The sequence below is a fragment of the Mesorhizobium sp. LNJC405B00 genome (genome assembly GCF_000502615.1).
GTDB lineage: Bacteria > Pseudomonadota > Alphaproteobacteria > Rhizobiales > Rhizobiaceae > Mesorhizobium.
Genome location: NZ_AYWC01000003.1, coordinates 459,383 through 485,030, shown reverse-complemented (window position 1 = coordinate 485,030; position 25,648 = coordinate 459,383). Strand labels below are relative to the sequence as shown.

Below are 25,648 nucleotides of genomic sequence, written 5' to 3'. Positions count from 1 at the left end.
TTCTTCCTTCTCCCCTTGTGGGAGAAGGAAGATCGGCGCGTTAGTGCCGAGACGGATGAGGGGTGTTCCAGGGTACGCCAACGTCTCACCGCTGGAACACCCTCATCCGTCGCCTGCGGCGACACCTTCTCCCACAGAGGGAGAAGGGGGAGCCAGCCTTGCCAAACGCAACTGCGCTGCTATTCTTGCAGCTAAAGTAATTTTACACACAGGCAAACTTGTTTCTCGAACCGCAAGGCTGAGATGAGCCAGTCGCCCTACCCCACAGTGACAGCCGGGCCGCCCCGGCCAAGCCTCATCCTGCGGCCCGGCCAGATCGCGCTGCCGCCGGGCATGGAGCGGTATGCGGCCCCCGGTAACGGCGCGGTGCTGATCGATATCGAGGCCGGCGATACATTTGCCATCCGCAATGTCGAGGGCGGCCAGGCCTGCGAGCTTTTGGCCTGGGACAAGTCAGGCGCCACCGACCCCGCCATCTTCGGCGAAAAGTCCAATAGCAATGCCGCCGGGATCAAGGCGCTATTGGCCGAGGGCGACGATAGCCTCGCTTCCGTGCGCCGCGGACTCGAGCACCGCCAGGTGCAGCTTGACCAGGCCAAGGCGGTGCGCGTCTTCGGCGGCGCCACGCCGGCAGGCACCGAGCAGGCCTTCACCGTCGCGCGCGATGGCGGCTTGCTGATTGCAGCGCCTAGCGGGCCGATGCTGGTCGACGGCCACGACACGGCAACGCCGCTCACCGTCATCGTCCGCCGTGCCACGGTGCGCCTGAAATCGAAATCGCAGCTCGCCGATCCGCTCGCCGATCCGGTGCTCGATTTGCGCGTCCATTCGGCAACCGCCGAATCCTATTTCGTCAAGGCCGGCGACTATCTGCAGATCATCGACGTCGATGGTCGCCAGTGCACCGACTTCCAGTGCTTTTCTGCGCGCAAGCTGGACAAGGGTCTCGACCACCCGCTCGACGTGACGACGACGCGCACTCTGATGGGATCGAGCTATCCGATGCCCGGCCTGCATTCGAAATATTACGACCAGGACATGGAGCCGCTGGTTGAGGTGGTGCAGGACACATGCGGCCGGCACGACGCCTTCGCGTTGGCGTGCGCTGCCAAATATTATGACGACATCGGCTATCCCGGCCACACCAACTGCTCGGAAAACTTTAATCGCGCGCTGACCGACAAGGGTGTGACGCCCCGCGCCGGCTGGATGGCGATCAACTTCTTCTTCAACACGGCGATCGACGCGCATGGCATCGTGGTGTCCGACGAGCCGTGGTCGCGTGCCGGCGACTATGTGCTGCTGCGGGCCCTGACCGACATCGTCTGTGTGTCCTCCGCCTGCCCTGACGATACGACGCCGGCCAATGGCTGGGACCTGACCGACATCCATGTGCGGACCTATTCCGGCCAGCACAAATTCTCGCGAGCGATCGCCAGACGCATGACGCCCGATTCGGAACCGAAAATGACCCGCGAGACAGCCTTTCATTCATCCTTCGCCAAGCACACCCGCAACTTCGTGGAGTACCGGGGCTATTGGCTGGCCAATTCCTTCGCCAAGGAAGGCGCCATCGCCGAATACTGGGCCTGCCGGCAGGATGCCGTGATCATGGACCTGTCGCCGTTGCGCAAGTTCGAGGTCACCGGCCCGGATTCCGAGGCGCTGCTGCAATACACGCTGACCCGCGACGTCAAGAAGCTCGGCGTCGGCCAGGTCGTCTATTCCGCCATGTGCTACGAGCATGGCGGCATGATCGACGACGGCACGCTGCTGCGGCTCGGCAAGGACAATTTCCGTTGGGTCGGCGGCGACGACCTGTCCGGCGAATGGCTGCGCGACACCGCGAAAAAGCTTGGCCTCAACGTGCTGGTGCGTTCCTCCACCGATCAGATGCACAATGTCGCTGTCCAAGGGCCGAAGAGCCGTGACATTTTGCGAGAGGTGGTCTGGACCTCGCCGCTGCAACCGTCGATCGACGAACTCGAATGGTTCCGCTTCGCTGTCGCGCGCATCGGCGGCGGCAATGGCATTCCGGTCGTGGTGTCGCGCACCGGTTATACCGGCGAGCTCGGCTACGAAATCTGGTGCCACCCACGCGACGCCGAAAAAGTGTTCGATGCCATCTGGGAGGCCGGCCAGCCGCACGGGCTGAAGCCGATGGGCCTGCAGGCACTCGACATGGTGCGCATCGAAGCCGGGCTGATCTTCGCCGGTTACGAATTCTCCGACCAGACCGACCCGTTCGAGGCGGGCATTGGCTTCACCGTACCGTTGAAGGCCAAGACCGACGATTTCATCGGCCGCGAGGCTCTGATAAGGCGCAAGGAACATCCGCAGCACAAGCTCGTTGGCCTCGACATCGACAGCAATGTCGCCGTAGGCCATGGGGATTGCGTCCATATCGGCCGCGCCCAGATCGGTGTCGTCACCTCGGGCATGCGCTCGCCGGTGCTGAACAAAAACATCGCTCTGGCGAGGCTTGACGTCACCCACGCGGCAATCGGCACAGAGGTGGAGATCGGCAAGCTCGACGGTCATGCCAAGCGGCTGCCGGCGCGCGTGGTGGCCTTCGCCCACTACGATCCGCAAAAGACCAGGCCGCGATCCTGAGGGTTGCACCCCCGGCCCTTCGCAGGCTCAGGGCGTTCGAAGCTCGAAAGCAATTGGCTTTCCGTCCGCTACCGCGGACCGCTTCTCACCCCACAAGGGGAGAAGGACAAAGCGAGCGTTTCGCAACCGTGATGTGCACGACGCCACAAATCACTTGACGTGAAAGCGCGCCGGATCAATCTTCACTGTTAAGAAAAAAATACGACTGAGTGGAAACACTGGAGTCGTGCGGTCATGTACCGGGGAACAAGCTTCGCGAAGCCGAGGCATCACCGGCCGGGAACACAAAATGGGGAATTCAGACAGATGAGCACGATTACCACTGCCCTGGAGCAGCCCGCTGAAGGCAAGCTGCTCCGCAACATCGACTGGCGCGGCGCCTTCTGGGTGGCGAGCGGCGTTCCTGCCCTTGTCCTGTTTTCGATCGGCGGCATTGCCGGAACGACGGGAACGCTGGCCTTCGGGATCTGGATCGCTTCCATGATCATGGGCTTCCTGCAATCCTTCACCTATGCCGAGATCGCCGGCCTGTTCCCGAACAAGTCGGGCGGCGCCTCGATCTACGGCGCCACCGCCTGGCTGCGTTATTCCAAGTTCATCGCGCCGCTGTCGGTGTGGTGCAACTGGTTCGCCTGGTCGCCGGTGCTGTCGCTGGGCTGCTCGATCGCCGCCGCCTATATTCTCAACGCGCTGGCGCCGGTGCCGCTGTTCACCGAGGCGTCGCCGGACGTCGTCGCCTATATCGCGGCGCATGCCGGAACGGTGCCTGCCGACGCCATCGCCGCGGTGACCGCGGCGGCCACGCCGGCGATCCGCAACTGGACGCTGTTCAGCCACACGCTAGGTCCTGTCTCCTTTACCCTCAATGCCACTTTCTTCATCGGCGCGGTGCTGATGCTGATCATCTTCTCGATCCAGCATCGCGGCATTCTCGGCACCGCCAATGTGCAGAAGTATATCGGCCTCCTGGTCATCATCCCGATGCTGATCGTCGGTGTCGTGCCGATCGTCACCGGCCAGATCAACTGGGCGAACTTTTCGCCGCTGGTGCCGCTGGCGGCGGCTTACGCGCCGGAGCCCGGCTCGTGGAACATTGCCGGCTGGACGCTGGTGCTGGGCGGCATGTTCATCGCCGCATGGTCGACCTATGGTTTTGAGACCGCCGTCTGCTACACATCGGAGTTCAAGAACCCGGGCACCGACACGTTCAAGGCGATTTTCTATTCCGGCCTGCTCTGCATGCTTCTGTTCATCCTGGTGCCCTTCACCTTCCAGGGCGTGCTGGGCCTCAACGGCATGCTGGCGACGCCGATCGTCGACGGCTCGGGTGTCGCCGATGCACTGGCCGGCATGGTCGGGGGTGGCGCATTGATCCACAGCCTCTTGGTGATGCTGATGATCCTGGCGCTGGTGCTGTGCATCATGACGGCAATGGCCGGCTCGTCGCGCACGCTCTACCAGGGCTCGGTCGATGGCTGGCTGCCGCGCTATCTCAGCCACGTCAACGAGCATGGCGCGCCGACGCGCGCCATGTGGACCGATCTCGTCTTCAACCTGATCGTGCTGGCCATCGCCTCGGCCGACGCGACGAGTTTCTTCTTCATCCTCGCCGTGTCGAACTGCGGCTACATCATCTTCAACTTCCTCAACCTCAATGCCGGCTGGATCCACCGCATCGACAACGGCCACATCAACCGGCCTTGGAAGGCGCCGAGCTGGCTGCTCGGCCTCGGCGCCATCTTCGCCTATGTAAACGCCATCTTCATGGGCGCCGGCGCCAAGGTGTGGAACCCGATGGCGCTCTGGGCCGGCCTGATCACAGCCGCCTTGATCATCCCGGTGTTCTGCTACCGGCACTACGTCCAAGACAAGGGCAAGTTCCCCGACCACATGCTGGCCGACCTCGGCATGGCGGGCGCAGACCTCTCGGTCAAAAAGGCAGGCATGCTGCCCTACCTGACGCTGGTCGCCGGCCTGGTCGTGATGCTGCTCGCCAACTGGTACTTCGTCATCTGAAAGTGATGGCTTGAAAAGAATGGGCGCGCTTCGGCGCGCCCGTTTCTTTTTGTGGCAGACGTCAGCCGGCCTTGCGGATGACCGCTTCGGAGCCTTCGAAGAACCGGTTCGGCGGACGCTTCAGGCCGAGATTCTCGCGCAAGGTGGTGCCCTCATACTCGCGCCGGAAGAGCTTTCGCCGCTGCAGCTCGGGCACCACCTTCTCGGCGAAGTCGTCGAGCCCGGCAGGCAGATAGGGGAACATGACGTTGAAGCCGTCTGACCCCTCGGCAAGCAACCATTCCTCCATCGCGTCGGCGATGGTTTTAGGCGTGCCGACGAAGGCAAGGCCGGAATAGCCGCCGAGCCGCTGCGCCAGCTGGCGGACGGTCAAAGTCTCCCGGCGCGCCAGCTCGATGACGCGCTCGCGGCCGCTCTTCGAGGCATTGGTCTCGGGGATTTCGGGCAAGGGCGCGTCGGGGTCGAAGGCCGACGCGTCATGGCCGAGCGCGATCGACAGCGAGGCAATGCCGCTCTCGTAATAGACCAGGCTGTCGAGCTTGGCGCGTTTGGCCTGTGCTTCCTCGACACTGTCGCCGACGATGACGAAGGCGCCGGGCAGGATCTTGATGTCGTCGCGCGAACGGCCGAGCTTCTCGGCCCGGCTTTTGACATCGGCAAAGAAGCGCTGCCCGGACGCCAGATCGGAATGGGCGGCGAAGATCACCTCCGCCGTTTCGGCTGCCAGCTGCCGCCCGGCCTCAGATGCGCCGGCCTGGACGATGACCGGCCAGCCCTGCACCGGCCGCGCAATGTTGAGCGGGCCGCGCACCGAGAGATGCTCACCCTTATGGTCGAGCACATGCAGCTTCGCGGGATCGAAATAGAGCCCGCTCTCGGCGTCGCGGATGAAGGCGTCGTCGGCAAAGCTGTCCCAGAGGCCGGTCACCACATCGTAGAATTCCCGCGCATTGTGATAGCGCTCGTCGTGCTCGACATGCTCGTCGAGGCCGAAGTTCAGCGCGGCGTCGGGATTGGATGTGGTGACGATGTTCCAGCCGGCGCGGCCGCCGCTGATATGGTCGAGCGAGGCGAAGCGACGGGCAATGTGATAGGGCGTGTCGAAGGTCGTCGATGCGGTGGCGATAAGGCCGATATGATCAGTGACGGCGGCGAGCGCCGACAGCAGCGTGAACGGCTCGAACGAGGTCACCGTGTGGCTGCGCCGTAGCGCCTCGATCGGCATGTTGAGAACGGCCAGATGGTCGGCCATGAAGAAGGCGTCGAACTTCGCCGCCTCAAGCGTCTGCGCGAAGCGCTTCAGATGGGCGAAGTTGAAGTTGGCATCGGGATATGAGCCGGGATAGCGCCAGGCCCCGGTGTGAAGACTGACCGGACGCATGAAGGCGCCGAGCCGCAATTGCTTGTTGTCTGCCATGGGATGATCACCTGATGCGAATGAGCGTTGCCGCTCCGATATGTAAGCAGGATCGGACGGCTTTGTTGTCCTGGAAAGGAATTCTGTTTTGCAAAGCCGGCGCCGCGAAGCATTTTCATACAGGTGGCCGTTCAACCTATTTTGATGAACCCGCCTGGTGTTGAGATACTTGCCTGGGTGCTCGGTGCCACCGGCAAGGAGAAAGCCAGAACGCCGCACGTCAAGCGTACGGCGTTCCAGCCTTTTCCAAGGTGCATCCTGTGCGCCGGCAGCGCCTACTCGGCGGCCAGCGCCAGTGGCGGCCTGTCATTGTCCTGCACCGCCTCATCAGCCGGCTTCCTGCCTTTCTTCGGCTCGCGGCCGAAGAACAGCGCGTAGCCTGCCGGCAGCACCAGGATGGTGAGTACGGTGGCGACGAGGATGCCGCCCATCATGGCGTAGGCGAGCGGTCCCCAGAACACCGCACGCGAGATCGGGATCAGCGCCAGCACCGCCGTCATCGCCGTCAGCACGATCGGCCGGAAACGGCGCACGGCCGAGCCGATGATGGCCTCCGATCGGTCCATTCCCCTGGCGATGTCCTGATCGATCTGGTCGACCAGGATGATCGAGTTGCGCATGATGATTCCGAGCAGCGCGATGACACCGAGGATGGCGACGAACCCGAACGGCGCGCCGCTGATCAACAGAGCCGCCGCCGCACCGATGATGCCGAGCGGACCGGTGGCCAGCACGAGCATCGCCTTGCCGAAATGCTGCAGCTGGATCATCAGGAGCACGACGATGACGGCCAGCATGATCGGCGCCTTGGCGGCAATCGAGGCCTGGCTTTCGGCGGAATCTTCCGCACCGCCCTGGATCTCGATCTTGTAGCCGGGCGCCAGGCCGGCGCGCATGCCCTGCATGTCATTGTAGAGCTTGGTGACGACGTCGTTCGACTGCACGCCATCCGGCAGCGTGGCGCGCACCGAGATGGTCGGCAGGCGGTCGCGCCGCCATTCGACGCCCTGCTCGAGCACCGGCACCACCTTGGCCACCTGCGACAGCGGCACGAAGCCGCCGAAATCGGTCGGGATATAGACCGAGTCGACCGAGGACAGCAGGCTGCGGCTGGCGTCCGGTTCGCGGGCGACGATGGAAACCGTCTCCTCGCCATCACGGAAGTCATCGAGCGGCGCGCCGGACATCGCTGCCTGCAGCATCTGGCGGATGCGTTGCGAGGTGACGCCAAGCGCACGGGCGCGGTCCTGGTCGATGATCAGCTTCATCGCCGGTACCGGCTCCAGCCAGTCGTCATGGACGGCGCCGAGCAGCGGATTTTCGGCGAATTTCGCCTTCACCTGGTCGGCGATGCGGCGCACCTCCTGGCGGTCCGGACCCATGATGCGCATCTGCACCGGCCAGCCGGTCGGCGGGCCGAGGAACAGACGGTCGACCTTGGAACGGATCGAGGGGAAATCCTGCGCCAGGATTGAGCGCAGCTTGAGGATCAGCCGCTCGCGTGCCGGCTCGTCATTGGCCATCACCAGAAGCTGCGCATAGTTCGGATTGCGCAATTGCTGGTCGAGCGGCAGGAAGAAGCGCGGCGCGCCTTCGCCGATATAGGTGGCGATGAAGCGCTTGTCCTTGTCGTCCATCATCCGGGCTTCCAGCGCCTTGGCCTGCGTCTCGACTTCCTTGATCGAGGTTCCCTCAGGCAACCAGAGATCGACGAGGATTTCCGGCCGCGAGGATTGCGGGAAGAAGTTTTGTGGGATGAACTGGAACGCCCACAGGCTGGTGGCGAAGGTGACCAGCGTCATCACCAGAACGATGATGCGGTGGCGCACCGCCCAGCCGACCGTGGCGCGCAGCCGCCGGTAGAAGCCGGTGTCGAAGGCGTCATGATGGTTGCCGGCGTGTTTGCGCTGCTTGAGGATCATGTAGCCCAGCCACGGCGTGAAATAGACGGCGACGAACCACGACACGACGAGCGCGATGCCGACGACATAGAACAGCGTGCGCACATATTCGCCTGCGGTCGAGGCGGCGAAGCCGACCGGGATGAAGCCGGCGATGGTGATCAGCGTGCCGCTCAGCATCGGGAAGGCGGTCGAGGAATAGGCGAAGCTCGCCGCATCGATCTTGACCAGCCCCTCTTCCAGCTTGCGCTCCATCATCTCGACGACGATCATGGCGTCGTCGACCAACAGCCCGAGCGCGATGATCAGGGCGCCGAGCGAAATGCGCTGCAGATCGATGCCGAGCTCGTACATGATGGCGAAGGTGGCGGCCAGCACCAGCGGAATGGCAATGGCGATGACCAGGCCGGAACGCCAGCCGATCGACAGCAGCGAGACAGCAAGCACGATCAGCAGCGCCTCGCCGAGCGCCTCCATGAACTCGTTGACGGCGTCCTTGACAACCTCGGGCTGGTTGGAAATCTGGTCGACCGCAACGCCGTAGGGCAGCGCTTCCTCAAAGCGCTTGTAGGTCGCCTCGACATCCGTGCCGACGTCCCTGACGTTAAAACCCTTGGCCATGACGACGCCGACCTGGACGCTTTCGTGGCCGTTGAAGCGGTACTTGCGCTGATAGGGATCTTCGAGACCGGAACTCACGGTGGCGATGTCGCCAAGACGTGTCACCTGACCACCGGCGCGCAGGCGCAATTCCCTGATGTCGGCAGCCCTGGTGACATCGCCCTCGACCGAGATGCGCACCGAGCGCAGGCCGGTGTCGACGGAGCCCGCCGGATCGACATTGTTCTGGCCCTTGATGGCGTTCTGCAGGTCGGTCAGCGTCAGGCCGCGTTCGGCCAGGGCCTTGGACGAGACGTCGATATAAAGCTTCTCCGGCTGGTCGCCGATGATGACGGCCTTCTCGACGCCCGGCGTCGTCAGCAGCATGTCGCGAGCCTGGGTGGCGAATTTCTTCAGCTCCGGATAGCTGTAGCCGTCGCCGCCGATCGAGTGCAGGGTGATGAAGGTGTCGCCGAACTCATCGTTGAAATAGGGCCCGAGCAGGCCTTGCGGCAGGTCGCCGGAGATGTCGCCGACCTTCTTGCGCACCTGGTAGAAGGCGTCCTTCACCTCCTCTGCATTGGTGTCGCCCTTGATCTGGACGGTGATGATGGCGCTGCCGGCGCGGGTGTAGGAACGGACGAAGTCGAGGTGCGGCGTTTCTTGCAGCTTGCGCTCGATCTTGTTGACGACCTGGTCTTCCATCTCCTGGATCGAGGAGCCCGGCCAGATCGCCTGGACGACCATGACGCGGAAGGTGAAATCGGGGTCTTCCTTCTGGCCCATGCGCATCAGGCCGAGCGCGCCGGCAATGATGATCAGACCGAACAGGAAGCGCGCGATCGAGGGATGGCCGATGGCCCAGCGCGAAAGATTGAAAGGCTGCTTTTCAGTGCTGTCGGTGGTGGTCATCGGCGTCAGTCCAATTCGTTGATCGTGCGCGCATGCGCTTTGCATGCAGCTAAAATATTCCGATGCTGGCTTCCGGGCGGCGAGGCTTTCCGAGCGGAGAGACACTCATCGCGGTGGGACGCGCGGATCGATGCGGGGGAACTCGATCTTGGCGTCTCGACCATCGGGCGCTCGCCGCCCGGAAACCCTGAATTCGCTTGCCCAGCCCTTTCGCCGAAGCGACGATCAAGCCGGCTTCATGCCTGCGGTCAGCGCAGGGCCTTTGCGGCATCGCCTTCCGCAGAGGCGGCCTGGACCGCATCGCCGGTCAGCTTGACCTTGAGATTCTCGGTCATGAACTGGGTGCCGGCGGCAACGACGACATCCCCCGGCTTGAGCCCGTCGGCGACGCTGACGCCGTCGGAGGTGAACTCCGCAACCTTGACCAGGCGCTCGTGCACCGTCTCGCCGGCGCGGTCGACGGTCCAGACAATCTTGCGACCATCCTTTTCCGCAAGCGCGCTGAGCGGGATCGACACCATCTCCTGCTTCTTGGCCACCGAGGCCTCGATCTTGGCGGTCATGCCAAGCAGCACGCGCGGGTCGTCGGGCAGCGAGACGCGGACGGCAAAGGTGCGCGACTGCTGGTCGGCGCTGCCGGCGACTTCACGCACTTTGCCGGAGAGCGCCAGCGCGTCATCGGACCAGAAGCTGGCCTTGACGTCCTTTCCCGGCTTGAAGGCGGCGATGTCCATTTCGGGAACCGCGATCAGCACTTCCTTTTCGCCGTCGACGGCAACGGTCATCACAGGCGTTCCGGCGCCGACCACCTGGCCGACATCGGCCGAGACCGCCGTGACGATGCCGTTCTCGCTCGCCTTGAGATCGGTGTAGACGACCTGGTTCTGCGCCTGGGCAAGTGTAGAGCGGGCGGCATCGCGCGTCGCTACCGCCTGGTTGTAGCTCAGCGTCGCCTGTTCGAGCTGCGACTTGGAGGTGAAGTTCTTGGCAAAAAGCTGTTCGGCGCGCTTGCGGGACAGATCGACCGTCTCGACCTGCCGCTCGGCGGCGTCGAGGCTAGCCTTGGCGCTCTTGACCGACAACTCATAGTCCGTGGGATCGATACGGGCTAGCACATCGCCTGTCGTCACATGCTGGCCGATGTCGACCAGGCGCTCAGTGACCTTGCCCGAGATGCGAAAGCCGAGGTTCATTTCGGTACGGGCTCGCACCGAGCCGGAATAGGTGAGTTCGCGACTCTTTTCGGCCTGGCCGATCTCGACCACCTTGACCGGACGGATGATGTCCTGGACCTCGGTCTTCTCCTGGCTGCAGGCGGCGAGCCCGAGCGTGGCGACGATCAGGCCGGCGACCGGCAGCTTGCGGATGATGGAACTGGACAAAGACACTTTCGTACTCCCGACTGGAGATGAACGGTCGACACCGGCGCCCGGCGGGCGGCGGCTATTACTTCAGAGCCTTGATCGCGTAATCGATGAGATCGTCGGGCATCGCCCGATTGGTCTTGGCAAGGCACTGCGCCACCATTTGCGGGTGGCACAGAATGACGGTGGCGGCGCCGAAGCAGCGCGATGCGGTGACCGGATCCTGGTCGGCAAACTCGCCGGCCTCGATGCCCTCGCGGATGACCTCGGCAAACAGGTCGTGAATGCTGTCGATATGCTTGTCGATGACGCCCCAGTCGCGCTCGAGCGCGACGATGACCATTTCGTGGACCTTCTGGTCGTCGAGCATGACTTCCAGCGTCATCTTGTACTGCGCATGCACGTAGCGGCGCAGCCGCTCCTCGGCGCTGATCGGCAACCGGGAAATCTCGTAGGCCATGTTGTAGCTGGCGAGGAGCATGCGGCCGCAGACGGCCTGGTGGATTTCGACCTTGGAGGCGAAGAAACGGTAGATATTGGCCGGCGACATGCCGAGTTCGCGGGCGATGTCGGCGACATTGGTCTTGCCGTAACCATAGTGCCGGAACAGGCGTTCGGCACAGTCGAGAATGCGGGTGACATTCTCCTGGCGGGTGGAGTCGGCCATTATGCTGGCGGCTTCGGACATGGCTCTCTGTCGATTTATGAGTGACGAATTTCAACTTTCGTCAGTCGTAAATCGAAAAGAGGGAAGTGTCAATGCGAATTCGACGTACGCGTATAATTTGGTGACAGAGGGTGTGCGCGAACTCGACCTTGCGCGTGCCGTTGCGCTCTGGAACTAAGATCCCTTCGCCATTTCCCGCAGCTGAAACTTCTGGATCTTCCCCGTCGATGTCTTCGGGATCTCGGCAAAAATCACCGCCTTCGGCACCTTGAAGCGGGCGAGCAGCGCGCGGCAGTGTTCGATGATCTCGGCCTCGCTTGCCACCTTGCCGGGCTTCAGCTCGACATAGGCGACCGGCACCTCGCCCCATTTGTCGTCTGCCTTGGCGACGACGCCGCAGGACGCCACGGACGGGTGTTTGTAGAGGGCTTCCTCGACCTCGATCGATGAAATGTTCTCGCCGCCGGAGATGATGATGTCCTTGGAGCGGTCCTTGAGCTGGATGTAGCCGTCGGGATGCATGACGCCGAGGTCGCCGGAGTGGAACCAGCCGCCGGCGAAAGCCTCGTCGGTCGCCTTCCTGTTCTTCAGATAGCCCTTCATGACAATGTTGCCGCGGAACATGACCTCGCCGATGGTCTCGCCGTCGGCCGGCGTCTTCTGCATCGTCTCCGCGTCCATCACCGTCAGGCCTTCGAGTGCGGCATAGCGCACGCCCTGCCTGGCCTTTCTGGCGCTGCGTTCGCCCTTGTCGAGACCGTCCCAGGCGGTGTGCCATTCGTTGACGACCGCCGGGCCATAGGTCTCGGTCAGGCCGTAGAGATGGGTGACGGCAAAGCCGGCATCGGCCATGCCTGACAGCACGGCTTCCGGCGGCGGCGCGGCAGCGGTGTTGAAGGTAACGGTCTGCGGGAAGTGGCGCTTGTCCTCATCGCTGGCGTTGATGAGCACCGACATGACGACCGGCGCACCGCAAAGATGTGTGACGCCGTGGTCGGCGATGGCATCGTAGATCGGCNGTAGATCGGCTTCGGCCGCACCCAGCGCAGGCAGACATGGGTGCCGGCCTGGACGGCCATTGTCCATGGGAAGCACCAACCATTGCAGTGGAACATCGGCAGCGTCCACAGATAGACGGCGTGCTTGGCCATGCCGGCATGGATGGTGTTGGTGTAAGCCATCAGGGCAGCGCCGCGATGGTGGTAGACGACGCCCTTCGGATTGCCTGTCGTGCCGGAGGTGTAGTTGAGCGAGATGGCGTCCCATTCGTCGTCGGGCATCGACCAGGCGTAGCCCTGGTCACCGCCGGCGACGAACGCCTCATAGTCGATCGCGCCGATGCGCTCGCCCTTGGGATAGGGTGCATCGGCGGCATAGTCGGGATCGTCATAGTCGATGACCAGCGGCTTCACCTTGGCCAGTGCCAGTGCCTGTTTGACGACAGCAGCGAATTCGCGGTCGACGATGAGCACCTTGGTCTCGGCATGGTCGAGCTGGAACGCGATGACGGCGGCATCGAGCCTTGTGTTGAGCGAATGCAGCACCGCTTTGGCCATCGGCACGCCGAAATGCGCCTCCAGCATGGGGGGCGTGTTGGACAGCATGACGGTCACCGTATCACCCTTGCCGATGCCGCGCTTCGACAGCGCCGAGGCCAGCTTCAGCGAGCGCCGCCAGAAGGTGCGATAGGTGATACGCTGGCTGCCATGGATGATGGCGACATGATCGGGATAGGTGCTTGCCGCCCGCTCCAGATAAGTGAGCGGCGTCAGCGGCTGATGGTTGGCGGCGTTCTTGCCGAGATCCTGCTCGTAGGGACTGCCCATCCCGTGCTCCCCGAATTTTCATTGTTGAGAACTTCTAACCACAGGTTCCCGCCACGTCACCATCGGCGATTCCCGACCGGGCACATTTGGCGCAATGATCGTCCAGATTCGATGGGCAAAGAGGTATCGTGTACCCACGCCAGTTTGACTTTTGTCGAGAGCCGTGAATAATGTCAGCCGAGGAGACGGCATGGCGATCCGACCGGCAGAACAGCTTATCCACAAGGCCGCATGGCTCTATTATGCCCATGGCCTGCGCCAGGACCAGGTCGCCAGCCAGCTTAACATCTCCCGCGCCTCGGTCGCCATGTATTTGCGCAAGGCGCGCGAGACCGGCATCGTCAACATCTCGACCTCGACGCAGCTGTTCACCGACGACGTGCTTGCGCGCCAGCTCGAGGACGCGCTCAAGCTTGATGCGGTGTGGATCGCGCCGGAGAATGCCTATGTCGTCGACCCTTCGACGGACGTTGCGGTGCTGGCGGCGGGCGTCTTTCTCGAACTGGTCAAGAAGGGCGACCGGATCGGCGTCGCCTGGGGCCGCACCGTCTACACCATCGCCGACGTCATGTCCTATGCCGACCTGCAGGACGTCACCGTTGTGCAGCTCTGCGGCAATCTCGGCGCGCCCTACTCCTACCGTCCCGACCAGTGCACGATGGAGATCGCCCGGCGGCTCAACGCCAAGGGCCTCAATTTCTACGCGCCGCTGGTGCTGACGACGGAATTGCTGGCGCATGGGCTGCGCGCCGAACCGGTGATCCGCGAACAACTGGCCGATATTGCCAACTGCGATCTGGCGCTCTATTCGGTCGGCACCGTCGATGGCGACAGCCATGTCGTCAAATGCGGCGCGCTCAGCCCCGGCGAGATGGGGCTGTTGCGCGAAGCGGGCGCCGCCGGCGTCGTTGCCGGCCAGATCATCGATGCCACCGGCAAGGCGCTCGACTGCAGCTACAACCGCCGCGTCATCTCGGCCTCGCTGTCGTCACTGCGCCAGATCGAAAAGCGGCTGATGGTGGTGCAGGAAGACAGCAAGTTCGAACCGCTGCTCGCCGCGCTCGCCGGCGGACTCTGCACGCATCTCGTCGTCGGCGCCAGCATGGCGCGGCGGCTGCTCGACCATGCCGGAGCCAGTGCGGGGGCAAAAAAGGCTTCCTGACCAACGAAATCCCAGCAGCAGGCGCATTGTCATCAAGGCGTCGCGGCACTCCTGTTCACAGCAACATCAAAGACAGCAAAGCGGACATAGCGACATGAAGAACCTTTGGAATGACGGCGACGCGGAAAGACTGGTTGCCGACTATGCGAAAAAGGGCGTTGCCCGCGACCTCGCGCTGCGCGTCTACACGACCCGGCTGCTCGGCGGCGAGCCGCGGCTGGTGCTGCATGGCGGCGGCAACACCTCCTGCAAGACCAAGGCCACCGATCTCGTCGGCGACGAATGGGATGTGCTGTGCGTCAAGGGCAGCGGCTGGGACATGGGTGTGATCGAGCCGCAAGGCCTGCCGGCGGTCAAGCTCGGCGCGCTGCTGAAGGCGCGTGCGCTGGCCAGCCTCGCCGACGAGGACATGGTGGCGCTGCAGCGGGCGAACCTCATCGACCCCGCCTCCCCCAATCCATCGGTCGAGACGCTGCTGCACGCCTTCCTGCCGCATAAATTCGTCGACCACACGCATTCGACCGCGATCCTCGCCATCGTCGACCAGGCGGACAGCAAGCCGCTGATCAAGACCGTGTTCGGCGACAAGATGGGGTACGTGCCCTACATCAAGCCGGGCTTCGACCTCGCCAAGGTGGCCGCCGATGTCTACGACGCCGACCCCAGCGTCGAAGGCCTGATCCTCGACAAGCATGGCATCTTCACCTTCGGCGACGCTGCGAAGCAGGCCTATGACCGCATGATCCATTATGTGAACGTGGCCGAAGACTATGTGGCGAAGAACGGCAAGCCGAAGGCAGCGAAAGCCGCACTGCCGGCCAAGCTCGCAACGCCGGCAGCGATCGCGCCGATGCTGCGTGGCGCGGTGGCGGTGGCGCGTGGCGAAGGCCGCTTCGACCGCATGATCAGCGATTTCCGCACTTCGGACGCCATCGTCGATTTCATCAACTCAGCCGGCATTGCAGACTATGCCGGACGCGGCGTGTCGACGCCCGACCTGTCGATCCGCATCAAGACCGGACCGATGGCGGTTCCGGCGCCAGACGCCGACAAGATTGGCGACTACAAGGCCGTCATCAAGAGCCATGTCGACGCCTTCGCCAACGACTATCGCGCCTATGTCGAAACCAACGATGCGCTGGACGACGTCCAGCGCACCATGCTCGACCCGATGCCGCGGCTGACGCTGGTGCCGGGCCTCGGCATGTTCGGCCATGGCCGCACGCTGAAGGATGCGAAGATCGCATCTGATGTCGGCGAGATGTGGATCGAGGCGGTGCGCGGCGCCGAGGCCGTCGGCAGCTTCCATCCTCTATCGAAGGCCGACCTCTTCCCGCTGGAGTACTGGTCGCTTGAGCAGGCCAAGCTCGCCTCCAACAAGCCGAAGCCGCTGACCGGCCAGGTGGTGCTGATCACTGGCGGCGCCGGCGCGATCGGTGCTGCGACGGCAAAACTGTTCGCCGCCAATGGCGCGCATGCCGTCGTCGTCGATCTCGATGCGGCCAGGGCGGCCGAGGCGGCAAAGGCAGCCGGCAACAATTCGATCGGCATCGGCGCCGACATCACCAACCCGGCCGAGCTGCGCGCCGCCTTCGACAAAGCTGTCGCTGTCTATGGCGGCGTCGACATTCTGGTCTCCAACGCCGGTGCCGCCTGGGAAGGCCGCATCGAGTTGAAGCCGAAGCAAAAGGCCCCCATCATCGTTTCATCTCACGTGGNTCAGACGTGTGCTCTTCCGATCTAAAGCTGTCGCTGTCTATGGCGGCGTCGACATTCTGGTCTCCAACGCCGGTGCCGCCTGGGAAGGCCGCATCGGCGAGCTCGACGATGCCCTGCTGCGCAAGAGTTTCGAGCTCAACTTCTTCGCCCACCAGTCGGCGGCGCAGAACGCGGTGCGCATCATGCTGGAACAGGGCACCGGCGGTGTGTTGTTGTTCAACACCTCCAAGCAGGCGGTCAACCCGGGTCCGAAATTCGGCGCCTATGGTGTGCCGAAGGCGGCGACGCTATTCCTGTCCCGGCAATATGCGCTCGACTACGGCGCGCACGGCATCCGCTCCAATGCGGTCAACGCCGACCGCATCCGCTCCGGCCTGTTGACCGACGCCATGATCGCCAGCCGTTCCGGCGCGCGCGGCGTGTCGGAGAAGGAATACATGTCGGGCAATCTGCTCGGACAGGAGGTGACGGCAGAAGACGTGGCGCAGGCCTTCCTGCACCAAGCATTGGCCGAACGCACCACCGCCGATGTGACGACGGTCGACGGTGGCAACATCGCCGCAGCGCTGCGCTAGACATAGACCTGGAGCGGTTCATCGTTCACCAAAACGACGAACCGCTCTCCCACCTGAAGGACTCCAGGCGGAGAACTGCTTTTGCAGGTCGTGCTGAAAAACTGCTCGAACTGGTCAAAATCCACTCCAATCCTTGGCCTATTGCTCGACCACTTTAGGGCGCGCCTTGTGTTTCGCATGCGAGCTCCGACCCTGATCCTTGGTGGAGTTGTCGATGGCTGCGAAGAGACTTCGTGTCGGCGTGCTGTTCGGCGGGCGCTCCGCCGAGCATGAGGTTTCGCTGCTTTCGGCAACCATGTCATGCGTACTCTGGATCGGCGAAATACGACTCCGTTCCCACCTTCGTCACCCGCGAAGGCCAATGGCTGCTGAGCGATTTCAAGGACGGCGCGCTGGCGACACCGTCTGATGGGACGCAGCTTTGCCTGCCGCCGGCCGGGCATGGCGGATGCTGGCGATCCCGCCAAGGGCGCCGCATGACCTGCCTGCCATCGAATATGGTGTTCCGGTGCTGCACGCCTGCATGGCGAGGACGGCGCGGTGGCTGGTGCGCGTCGGGCGGTCATGATGCAGGGGCAGATTCCTAACAGATATTGTTAGATCTTGTTGGCTGCATTATAATGTGGGTATGAAAAACGAACCTATGCGCACCCTCACCATATCCCTTACCGCGCAGCAGATAGCTCGCCTGCAAAGCGCTATCGAAGGTGGCGGTTATGCTTCCAACAGCGAGATTGTCCGCGACGCCCTGCGCTTATGGGAGCAGCGCGAGGAATTGCGCACGCTCGAACTCCAGCACTTGAAGCGGGCCTATGCCGACGGGATGGGCAGCGGCAAGCCAGTGGCTGTCGACCACACCGAGTTCATTCGCAGCCTGAAGGCAGAACGCCGCGCCCGTGGCTAGCCATCGGCTCACACCGCGCGCTTCGCAGGATTTGCGAGACATCTGGCACACCATCGCCGCCGACAATGAAAAGGCAGCAGACAGACTGTTGATGCGCATTTTCGAAAGACTGGAGCTGGCGGCGCAGCACCCCAAGATGGGCAGCGCACGGCCCGAGTTTAGCGCAACGGCCCGCGTGCTCGTCGAAGACCGCTATATCATCATCTACGAGCCGCAGCCCGATGGTGTTATCGCTGTGGCGATTGTCCCCGGGATGCGCGATCCAGACCATTGGTTGTAGGCCGGCAGGCTTACCATCAATATGAAAAGAGCGGCCCATAGCCGCCCTTCGCATCTATCAGACGACCGATCCTACTTCGCGTTCGGGTTCGGCATCCAGGCCGGCATGGCGACATCGGCATGGGCGAATTGCGGCAGCTTGGCCGACAGGTCCTCCATGTTCTTGATGTCCTTGTCGATCAGGTCCTTCTGGGTGATCAGCGTCGGCGGCACGACGACGTTGTGGCCGGGATCTTCACCGGCGAGCAGCTGCGCCAGCGCGCGCACCGAGACCTGGCCGACGACGGCAGGGTTGGTGGCGGCGGTGGCGGCCCAGGCGCTGTCGGTCTCGCGCATGGCCGCGATGTCCGAGGTAGAGATGTCGGCGGAGTAGATCTTGATCTTCTTGTTCAGCCCCGCCTCGTCGACGGCGATCTTCACACCCTTGGCGAACTCGTCATAGGGCGCGAACATCACATTGATGTCGGGATGCGCCTGCAGCACCGAGCGCGCCTGGTTGGCGACCGAGTTGGCGATCGGGTTGTCGAGCGTGCCGAACATCGCGACTTCCTTGATGCCGGCATGTTTCTTCTTCACGTCGACCCAGGTCTCGTTGCGGCGGTCGAGCGGCGCGATGCCAGCGACATAGACATAGCCGGCGTTCCAGCTCTCGCCATTGTCCTTGACCGCCTGCTCGAGCGCCAGGCGCGCAAGGTCCTTGTCGGACTGTTCGATCTGCGGGATCTTGGGGTTTTCGACATTGACGTCGAAGGCGACGACCTTGATGCCGGCATCGACCGCGCGCTGGGCGGCGTCCTTCATCGATTCCGTCAGGCCGTGCTGGATGATGATGCCCTGCACGCCGAGTGCGATGGCCTGGTCGACCATGTCGGATTGAAGGGCGGCGTCCTGGCGGCTGTCGAGCACGCGCAGATCGATGCCGAGCGCCTTGGACTGGGACTCGACGCCCGAGAGATAGGCCTGGAAGAAATCGCCGGTCGAGAGATAGCGCACCAGCGCGATCTTGACGCCGGGCTTGTCGAACGGCGCCGGCTTGTCGGCGGCAAAGGCCGGGACCTGCATCAGCATTGTTGCGCCGGCCAATCCGAGCGCGACCTTCCCCAAAAGTCGTCTTGTGATGTTCACGTTCTTTCCTCCGTTTGTTGAACCCAAAACTGTCCCGGCAGCCATTCTATCTCCTGCCCCGGCCGGAAAGGGCGAAGGTAAAGACAAGGGCGACGACGAGAACCACGCCCTTGACGAAATCCTGCGTGTAGTAAGGCGCGTTCATCATCGTCAGGCCTTGCAGCAGGATGCCGACGAACAGCGCGCCGATGGCGGTGCCGAAGGCGTTCGGCTTGGCGGCGCCGAGCACCGCGTAGCCGATCAGCGCCGCGGCAACCGCATCGAGCAGCAGATTATTACCCGACGCGATGTCACCGCGTCCAAGCCGTGCGGCCAGCAAAATCCCGCCGATCGAGGCAAAAACTCCTGAAATGACGTAGGCCCAGATCTTGTATGCCTTGACAGGCGCGCCGGCGAGTTCGGCGGCCCGTTCATTGCTGCCCACGGCATACATCATGCGGCCGAAGCGTGTGTATTCGAGGAAGAACCAGATCAGCACGGCGAGCACGATCAGCACGACCACCGAGACCGGAATGAGGTTCGGGATGAAGAAGTCGAAGCGGTGGCGGCCGAGCGCCAGGAAGGCGTCGGAGAATTTGCCGTTGGCGACCGAGCCGTCCGGCATTGTCATACCGGTGGCGATGGAGCGTCCTTCAGTCGGGATGCGCTGCAAGCCGACGAGCAGGAACATCATGCCGAGCGTCGCCAGCAGATCGGGCACGCGCATATAGACGATCAGCCAGCCATTGATGAGGCCGACAAGGGCGCCGATGAGCAGGCAGATGAGGACAGCGACGACAACGTTCTGCTCCAGCACCACCATGACATAGGCAGCCGCCATCATGGCCGATGTGGCGACCGAGCCGATCGAGAGATCGAAGCCGCCGACAACCAGTGTGGCGGTGACGCCCAGCGCCAGCACGCCGGTGATGGCGACCGACTGGAAAATGAAGACGGCACTTTGCGGCGAGACGAACCCGTCGGCGGCGATGGCGAAATACGCGATCAGCCCGAACAGAAGCACGATGAACCCGTAGCGGATAGCGTAATCGCGCAGCGTCATTCAGCGCCCGCCGTCAATACCCAACTCAAACCCGTGCACTCCATTCCAACCCTCAGTTCTTCAATCATCGTGGCTCAGGCCGCACTGTGCAACGGCCCGCCCGCGACTTCGGCCAGCAGACGGTCGAGATCGACATCGGCGTTGCGGTGTTCGCCGACGATGGTCTGCTCGGACATCACCAATATGCGATCGGCCGTCTCCAGTGCCTCGTCGAGTTCGGTGACGAACAGCAGCGTGGCGCGGCCATTGGCGCTGGCCCTCAGCTTGGCGGCGATGTCGCGCCTGGCGGAGATATCGACGCCCTGGAACGGTTCGTCGAGAATGAACAATCGGGCGTCCTGCGCCATCCAGCGGGCCACCATCACCTTCTGCTGGTTGCCGCCCGACAGAGTGGTCATCTCGTCCTTCTCCGAGCGGCAGACGATGCCGAGATCCTCGATCTGCCGGCGGGCAATAGTGCGTTCAAGGCCGCGTTTGAGAACTGAAAAGCGCGACATGCGCTTGTGGAAGGGCAGGCTGATGTTTTCCTGGATGTTGAAGCCGCCGACGATGCCGTTTTCGCCACGGTCCTTGGCGACCAGAAACACGCCGGCGGCGATGGCTTCGCCGGTCGACGCGGGCGCATAGGGCTTGCCATATAAAGTCATCGTGCCGGACAGCGGTTTGCGCAAGCCGAACAGCGTCTCGGCGAGCGCGGTCTTGCCGACGCCGACGAGGCCGGTAATGGCAACGACCTCGCCGTCGCCGAGAGTCAGCGAGAATGGCCGGGCACCAGGGGCGATGCGGAAGGCATCGACGGTCAGGATCGGCTCGGCAGAACTCCTGGCTTCGATGCGGTCAAGATGGATCTTGCGGCCGAGCATGGCGTTAACGGCGCCCTCATAGTCGAGAGGCTTGCTGTCGAAGACGCCTGAGATGACGCCATCGCGCATCGAGACGATGCGGTCGGCCAGCCGCCTGATATCCGACATGCGATGCGAGATGTAGAGGATGGCGACGCCCTGCTCGCGCAAGCGGTCGAGCAGCGCAAACAGCCGGTCGGCCTCGGCGCTGGACAGCGACGAGGTCGGCTCGTCGAGGATCAGCACTTTCGGCTGGTGCGCCATGGCGCGCGCGATGGCCACCATCTGGCGATCGGCCAGCGACAGGTCGCTGATGCGGGCCTTGAGGTCAATGGCGAGCCCCATGCGGTCGGCCACCGCTTTGGCTTCGCGGCGCACCCGGCCGGGGTTGAACAGCAGCGGCGCGCCCTTGCCGCTCAGCCGGTCGAGCGTCAGATTGGTGGCGACATCGAGATCGGCGACGACGCCGTCATTGATGTTTTGGTGCACGGTAACGACACCGGCGCGGATCGCCTCTGCCGGCGTGTTCGGCACAAAGTTGCCGCCAGCGAGGTGCATGATGCCTCCGTCATGGTCGTAGACGCCGCTGATGATCTTGACGAGGGTGGACTTGCCGGCGCCGTTGGCGCCCATCAGCACGGTGATCTCACCGGCATGCAGTTCGAGCGAGACGCCGCCAAGCACCTCGATATGGCCGAAGGATTTCCTCAGCCCGTCCACGCGGAACACGGCATCATTGCCCATTCGTTCCTCCCTTAAGATGACGCTATGGGCTACGTCATCAATTGTCAACTCGATTGACAATTGCCAGTCAGCTTCCTAGCTTGGCCTCACCGCCATCGCTCCACTATGATTGGAGCGAGCAAGCGGGAGGGTGAGGAATGACTGCGAAATTGCCGTTTGAAGCACTGTCGGTGGAGACGGTTGCAACGCGCCTCGGTACGAACGAAGCGCTGTGCGCCAAAATCGGCAAGGGCCCTTGGAAGGTGCGCGAGGTCGGCGACGGCAATCTGAACCTCGTCTTCATCGTCGAAGGCGGCTCGGGTGCGGCCGTGGTCAAGCAGGCCCTGCCCTATGTTCGCCTCGTCGGCGACAGCTGGCCGTTGCCGCTCAAACGCTCCTTCTTCGAGTATCACGCGCTGACGCGGCAAGAGGCGCGCGCGCCGGGCTCGGTGCCGGCGATCCTCCATTTCGACGAAGCCCAGGCGCTGATCATCATGGAATATCTGGCGCCGCCGCACATCATCCTGCGCCGTGCCCTGATCGACGGCCGCGAGTTGCCAAATATCGCCCGCGACATCGGCCTGTTCATGGCCCGCACTTTGTTCCGCGGCTCTGATCTCTCCATGCCCACCAAGGACCGCAAGGCCGACCTGGCGCTGTTTGCCGACAATGTCGAGCTCTGCGGCATCACCGAAGACCTGGTGTTTTCCGACCCATATTTCGATGCCAAGCTGAACCGGCACACCTCGCCGCAGCTCGACGGCCTGGTTGCCGAACTGCGCGCCGACCGCGACCTCAAGGTCGAAGCGCAGCGGCTGAAGCATATCTTCGCCGCCAACGCCGAGACGCTGCTGCATGGCGACCTGCATTCGGGCTCGATCATGGTCACCGACACCGAGACGCGGATGATCGATCCGGAGTTCGCCTTCTACGGTCCGATGGCCTTCGATGTAGGCATGCTGCTCGCCAATTTCTGGATGTCCTACTTCTCGCAGCGCGGCCATGAACAGAAGGGCAAGCGTGACGCCATGCGTGCCTATCTGCTCGGGGTGACCAACGACACCTGGACGGTGTTCCGCGCCGAGTTCTCGCATCTATGGCGCACCGAGCGCACCGGCATGCTTTACCAGAAGAGCCTGTTCGAGGATCAGGGCGACATTCTCGCCTCGGAGCAGGCGCTCGACCATGTGCTGCACCAGATCTGGACCGACCTCTTGGGCTTTGCCGGCATCGAGGTGCACCGGCGCATCCTCGGCCTCGCCCACAATGCCGATTTCGAGACCATTGAAGACGAGGATCTGCGAGCCTCCTGCGAGGCCAAGGCGCTGAAATTCGGCCGCCACATCGCCGTCAACCGGCACCAGATTCACGGCATGGACGAGGTCAATAATCTGGCCGCTTTGATCGAACGGGAGAGCAGGATTTGAACGTCGGCGAGCGCCACTACCGCACCATCTGGCTGAGCGACGACCAGCGTTCGGTCGAGATCATCGACCAGCGCTGGCTGCCGCACGAGTTCCGGGTCGAGACGATCGGGAGCGTTGCCGGCATCGCCACCGCGATCCGTGACATGTGGGTTCGTGGCGCGCCGCTGATCGGCGTCACCGCAGCCTATGGCGTCGCCATCCAGATGGCGGACGATCCGTCTGACGAAGCGCTCGACGCGGTCTGGGAGACGCTGCACAAGACGCGGCCGACGGCGATCAATCTGCGCTGGGCACTGGACGAGATGCGGCGGTTCCTCAGGCCGATCGTATTGGGACAGCGCGCGGAGGCGGCCTATAAGCGCGCTGCCGAAATCGCAGACGAGGATGTCGATCTCAATCGCGCCATCGGCGAGAACGGGCTTGCCATCATCAAGGAGATCGCGGCACGCAAGAAGCCGGGCGAGCCGGTCAACATCCTCACCCACTGCAACGCCGGTTGGCTGGCGACGGTCGATTACGGCACCGCCACGTCGCCGATCTATCTCGCCGTCGAGGCCGGCATTCCGGTCCATGTCTATGTCGACGAGACGCGCCCGCGCAACCAGGGCGCCCAGCTGACCGCCTGGGAGATGGCCGGCCACGGCGTGCCGCACACGCTGATCGTCGACAATGCCGGCGGCCATCTGATGCAGCGTGGCGCGGTCGACATGGTGATCGTGGGCACCGACCGCACCACGGCCAATGGCGACGTCTGCAACAAGATCGGCACCTATCTCAAGGCGCTCGCCGCCTCCGATAATGAGGTGCCCTTCTACGTCGCTCTGCCCTCGCCGACCATCGACTGGACGGTGGGTGATGGGCTGACCGAAATCCCGATCGAGGAACGCTCCGGTGACGAGGTGTCGCTGGTCTGGGGCAAGACGGCGGACGGCAAGATTGCGCAGGTGCGGGTTTCGCCCGAAGCGACGCCGGCGGCAAATCCGGCATTTGACGTGACGCCGGCACGGTTGGTGACAGGGCTGATCACCGAGCGCGGTGTGGCCAAGGCTTCGCGCGAAGGGTTGAAGGCGATGTTCCCCGAACGCGGATAATCTCCCCCCTTGAGGGGGAGATGTCGCCAAAGGCGACAGAGGGGGTCGGCGCGTCCTGACGCGACCTCCCAGCACCGACAGATGATGCTAGCGCTCCAGTCGAACCGACCCCCTCTGGCCTGCCGGCCATCTCCCCCTCAATGGGGGAGATTAGCGCCTCACCGGCTGGCTGCCGGATTTCAGCCCTGCAACAAGAATTGCGGCCTCGATGGCCGCTGACGGTTGCGGTTCTGGCGAAATCCGGCCAGAAGCATCTAGGCCGGCAATCGGCCGGCCCGCGACGTTGCGCTTGAAACCAGATACGGGAGACTATTGGGTGGCTCGCATAACACTGAGACAATTGCTCGATCACGCCGCCGAGTACGGCTACGGCGTACCCGCTTTCAACATGAACAATATGGAACAGGGCCTCGCCATCATGGAGGCGGCCGAGGAGACCAAGTCGCCGGTCATCCTGCAGGCAAGCCGCGGCGCCCGCGCCTACGCCAATGATGTGGTGCTGGCCAAGCTGATCGACGCGCTGGTCGAAATCCACCCCGACATCCCGGTCTGCATGCATCTCGACCATGGCAACAACGAAGCCACCTGCGTCACCGCCATCCAGTACGGCTTCACCTCGGTGATGATGGACGGCTCGCTGAAAGAGGACGGCAAGACGCCGGCCGACTATGCCTACAATTCCGGAATCACCCGGCGCGTCGTCGACATGGCGCATTGGGGCGGCGTGTCGGTGGAAGGCGAGATCGGTGTGCTCGGTTCGCTTGAGAGCGGCGGCGGCGAGCAGGAAGACGGCCACGGCGTCGAAGGCGCCATCAGCCACGACCAGCTCTTGACCGACCCAGTGCAGGCGGTCGAATTCGTCAAGGACACCCATGTCGATGCGCTGGCTGTCGCCATGGGCACCAGCCACGGCGCCTACAAATTCTCGCGCAAGCCGGACGGCGCGGTGCTGGCGATGAATGTCATCGAGGAAATCCACCGCCGCCTGCCCAACATGCATCTGGTCATGCACGGCTCGTCCTCGGTGCCCGAGGACCTGCAGGAGATCATCAACAAATATGGCGGCCAGATGAAGCCGACCTGGGGCGTGCCGGTGGAAGAGATCCAGCGTGGCATCAAGCACGGCGTGCGCAAGATCAACATCGACACCGACAACCGCATGGCGCTGACCGGCGCCATCCGCAAGGTGCTGACCGAAAACCCGAGCGAGTTCGATCCGCGCAAATATCTGACGCCGGCGATGGCGGCGATGCGCAAGCTGTGCAAGGAGCGCTTCGAGCAGTTCGGCACCGCCGGCAATGCCCAGAAGATCAAGCCGCTGCCGGTAGCTGAGATGGCCAAGCGGTACAAGTCGGGCAGCCTTGATCCGAAGTTTGGGTGAAGTACCTGGCGCCTCTTCCTTCTCCCCTTGTGGGGAAGAAAGAAGAGCTCTTGACATTAAAA

General features: G+C 63.3%; 15 protein-coding genes and 4 pseudogenes. 11 read left to right on the top strand and 8 right to left on the bottom strand.

The window, feature by feature from the left end; genetic code table 11:
• Positions 1 to 243: 243 nt before the first annotated feature.
• Positions 244 to 2,613, top strand: a complete 2,370-nt coding sequence (locus tag X756_RS156565) for an aminomethyltransferase family protein (RefSeq protein WP_023729267.1) — start codon at positions 244 to 246, stop codon at positions 2,611 to 2,613.
• Positions 2,614 to 2,919: 306 nt separating this feature from the next.
• Positions 2,920 to 4,629, top strand: coding sequence for an APC family permease (locus tag X756_RS156570; RefSeq protein WP_023668560.1), 1,710 nt, complete (start codon positions 2,920 to 2,922; stop codon positions 4,627 to 4,629).
• 61 nt (positions 4,630 to 4,690) lie between these two features.
• Here the strand turns inward: X756_RS156570 and X756_RS156575 are convergent, their stop codons facing one another.
• From X756_RS156575 to X756_RS01000000165335, 5 genes and pseudogenes are all read right to left on the bottom strand, one after another.
• Positions 4,691 to 6,046: an LLM class flavin-dependent oxidoreductase gene (locus X756_RS156575; RefSeq protein WP_023729266.1), complete on the bottom strand. Its 1,356-nt coding sequence runs from the start codon at positions 6,044 to 6,046 to the stop codon at positions 4,691 to 4,693.
• A 275-nt stretch (positions 6,047 to 6,321) separates the two neighbouring features.
• A complete protein-coding gene (locus X756_RS156580; RefSeq protein WP_023729265.1) occupies positions 6,322 to 9,459 on the bottom strand; it encodes an efflux RND transporter permease subunit in 3,138 nt (1,045 codons plus the stop codon).
• A 248-nt stretch (positions 9,460 to 9,707) separates the two neighbouring features.
• Positions 9,708 to 10,847 carry an efflux RND transporter periplasmic adaptor subunit gene (locus X756_RS156585; protein ID WP_023729264.1) on the bottom strand — a complete coding sequence of 380 codons (1,140 nt, stop codon included), beginning with the start codon at positions 10,845 to 10,847 and terminating at the stop codon, positions 9,708 to 9,710.
• A gap of 58 nt (positions 10,848 to 10,905) precedes the next feature.
• Positions 10,906 to 11,511: a TetR family transcriptional regulator gene (locus X756_RS156590; RefSeq protein WP_023729263.1), complete on the bottom strand. Its 606-nt coding sequence runs from the start codon at positions 11,509 to 11,511 to the stop codon at positions 10,906 to 10,908.
• A 153-nt stretch (positions 11,512 to 11,664) separates the two neighbouring features.
• Positions 11,665 to 13,316: pseudogene (locus X756_RS01000000165335) on the bottom strand (acyl-CoA synthetase).
• A 190-nt stretch (positions 13,317 to 13,506) separates the two neighbouring features.
• Between X756_RS01000000165335 and X756_RS156595 the strand changes: the two are divergent.
• The 6 genes and pseudogenes from X756_RS156595 to X756_RS156605 all read left to right on the top strand — a co-directional run bounded on the left by X756_RS156595 (position 13,507) and on the right by X756_RS156605 (position 17,956).
• Entirely contained in the window at positions 13,507 to 14,478 is a 972-nt protein-coding gene (locus X756_RS156595) for a sugar-binding transcriptional regulator (RefSeq protein WP_023684445.1), read from the top strand.
• 94 nt (positions 14,479 to 14,572) lie between these two features.
• Positions 14,573 to 16,147, top strand: a pseudogene (locus tag X756_RS0133920) (bifunctional aldolase/short-chain dehydrogenase); the annotation flags it as partial.
• Positions 16,148 to 16,220: 73 nt separating this feature from the next.
• Positions 16,221 to 16,772, top strand: a pseudogene (locus tag X756_RS0133915) (SDR family oxidoreductase); the annotation flags it as partial.
• 208 nt (positions 16,773 to 16,980) lie between these two features.
• Positions 16,981 to 17,321, top strand: a pseudogene (locus X756_RS1000000169760) (D-alanine--D-alanine ligase A); the annotation flags it as partial.
• Positions 17,322 to 17,415: 94 nt separating this feature from the next.
• Positions 17,416 to 17,676 carry a type II toxin-antitoxin system ParD family antitoxin gene (locus tag X756_RS156600; protein ID WP_023704832.1) on the top strand — a complete coding sequence of 87 codons (261 nt, stop codon included), beginning with the start codon at positions 17,416 to 17,418 and terminating at the stop codon, positions 17,674 to 17,676.
• Positions 17,669 to 17,956, top strand: coding sequence for a type II toxin-antitoxin system RelE/ParE family toxin (locus X756_RS156605; RefSeq protein ID WP_023729262.1), 288 nt, complete (start codon positions 17,669 to 17,671; stop codon positions 17,954 to 17,956). The genes X756_RS156600 and X756_RS156605 overlap by 8 nt, the downstream gene beginning before the upstream one ends.
• 71 nt (positions 17,957 to 18,027) lie before the next feature.
• Here the strand turns inward: X756_RS156605 and X756_RS156610 are convergent, their stop codons facing one another.
• The 3 genes from X756_RS156610 to X756_RS156620 all read right to left on the bottom strand — a co-directional run bounded on the left by X756_RS156610 (position 18,028) and on the right by X756_RS156620 (position 21,708).
• A complete protein-coding gene (locus X756_RS156610; RefSeq protein WP_023687049.1) occupies positions 18,028 to 19,080 on the bottom strand; it encodes a substrate-binding domain-containing protein in 1,053 nt (350 codons plus the stop codon).
• 46 nt (positions 19,081 to 19,126) lie between these two features.
• A complete protein-coding gene (locus tag X756_RS156615) occupies positions 19,127 to 20,122 on the bottom strand; it encodes an ABC transporter permease (protein ID WP_023668572.1) in 996 nt (331 codons plus the stop codon).
• A 74-nt stretch (positions 20,123 to 20,196) separates the two neighbouring features.
• Entirely contained in the window at positions 20,197 to 21,708 is a 1,512-nt protein-coding gene (locus X756_RS156620; RefSeq protein WP_023701522.1) for a sugar ABC transporter ATP-binding protein, read from the bottom strand.
• Between the two features lie 137 nt (positions 21,709 to 21,845).
• Here X756_RS156620 and mtnK point away from each other — a divergent pair, with 137 nt between their 5' ends.
• The 3 genes from mtnK (at position 21,846) to fba (ending at position 25,586) form a co-directional block, all read left to right on the top strand.
• Positions 21,846 to 23,114, top strand: a complete 1,269-nt coding sequence (mtnK, locus tag X756_RS156625; protein WP_023729261.1) for an S-methyl-5-thioribose kinase — start codon at positions 21,846 to 21,848, stop codon at positions 23,112 to 23,114.
• Positions 23,111 to 24,205 carry an S-methyl-5-thioribose-1-phosphate isomerase gene (gene mtnA / locus X756_RS156630; protein WP_023668575.1) on the top strand — a complete coding sequence of 365 codons (1,095 nt, stop codon included), beginning with the start codon at positions 23,111 to 23,113 and terminating at the stop codon, positions 24,203 to 24,205. Before mtnK ends, mtnA begins: the two co-directional genes overlap by 4 nt.
• Before the next feature lie 316 nt (positions 24,206 to 24,521).
• A complete protein-coding gene (gene fba, locus X756_RS156635; protein WP_023729260.1) occupies positions 24,522 to 25,586 on the top strand; it encodes a class II fructose-bisphosphate aldolase in 1,065 nt (354 codons plus the stop codon).
• Positions 25,587 to 25,648: the final 62 nt, after the last annotated feature.

Bases quoted from the DNA above. Each gene is read 5' to 3' on its own strand.
- X756_RS156565 (WP_023729267.1), top strand. From the start codon at position 244: ATGAGCCAGTCGCCCTACCCCACAGTGACAGCCGGGCCGCCCCGGCCA.
- X756_RS156570 (WP_023668560.1), top strand. From the start codon at position 2,920: ATGAGCACGATTACCACTGCCCTGGAGCAGCCCGCTGAAGGCAAGCTG.
- X756_RS156575 (WP_023729266.1), bottom strand. From the start codon at position 6,046: ATGGCAGACAACAAGCAATTGCGGCTCGGCGCCTTCATGCGTCCGGTC.
- X756_RS156580 (WP_023729265.1), bottom strand. From the start codon at position 9,459: ATGACCACCACCGACAGCACTGAAAAGCAGCCTTTCAATCTTTCGCGC.
- X756_RS156590 (WP_023729263.1), bottom strand. From the start codon at position 11,511: ATGTCCGAAGCCGCCAGCATAATGGCCGACTCCACCCGCCAGGAGAAT.
- X756_RS156595 (WP_023684445.1), top strand. From the start codon at position 13,507: ATGGCGATCCGACCGGCAGAACAGCTTATCCACAAGGCCGCATGGCTC.
- X756_RS156600 (WP_023704832.1), top strand. From the start codon at position 17,416: ATGCGCACCCTCACCATATCCCTTACCGCGCAGCAGATAGCTCGCCTG.
- X756_RS156615 (WP_023668572.1), bottom strand. From the start codon at position 20,122: ATGACGCTGCGCGATTACGCTATCCGCTACGGGTTCATCGTGCTTCTG.
- X756_RS156620 (WP_023701522.1), bottom strand. From the start codon at position 21,708: ATGGGCAATGATGCCGTGTTCCGCGTGGACGGGCTGAGGAAATCCTTC.
- mtnK (WP_023729261.1), top strand. From the start codon at position 21,846: ATGACTGCGAAATTGCCGTTTGAAGCACTGTCGGTGGAGACGGTTGCA.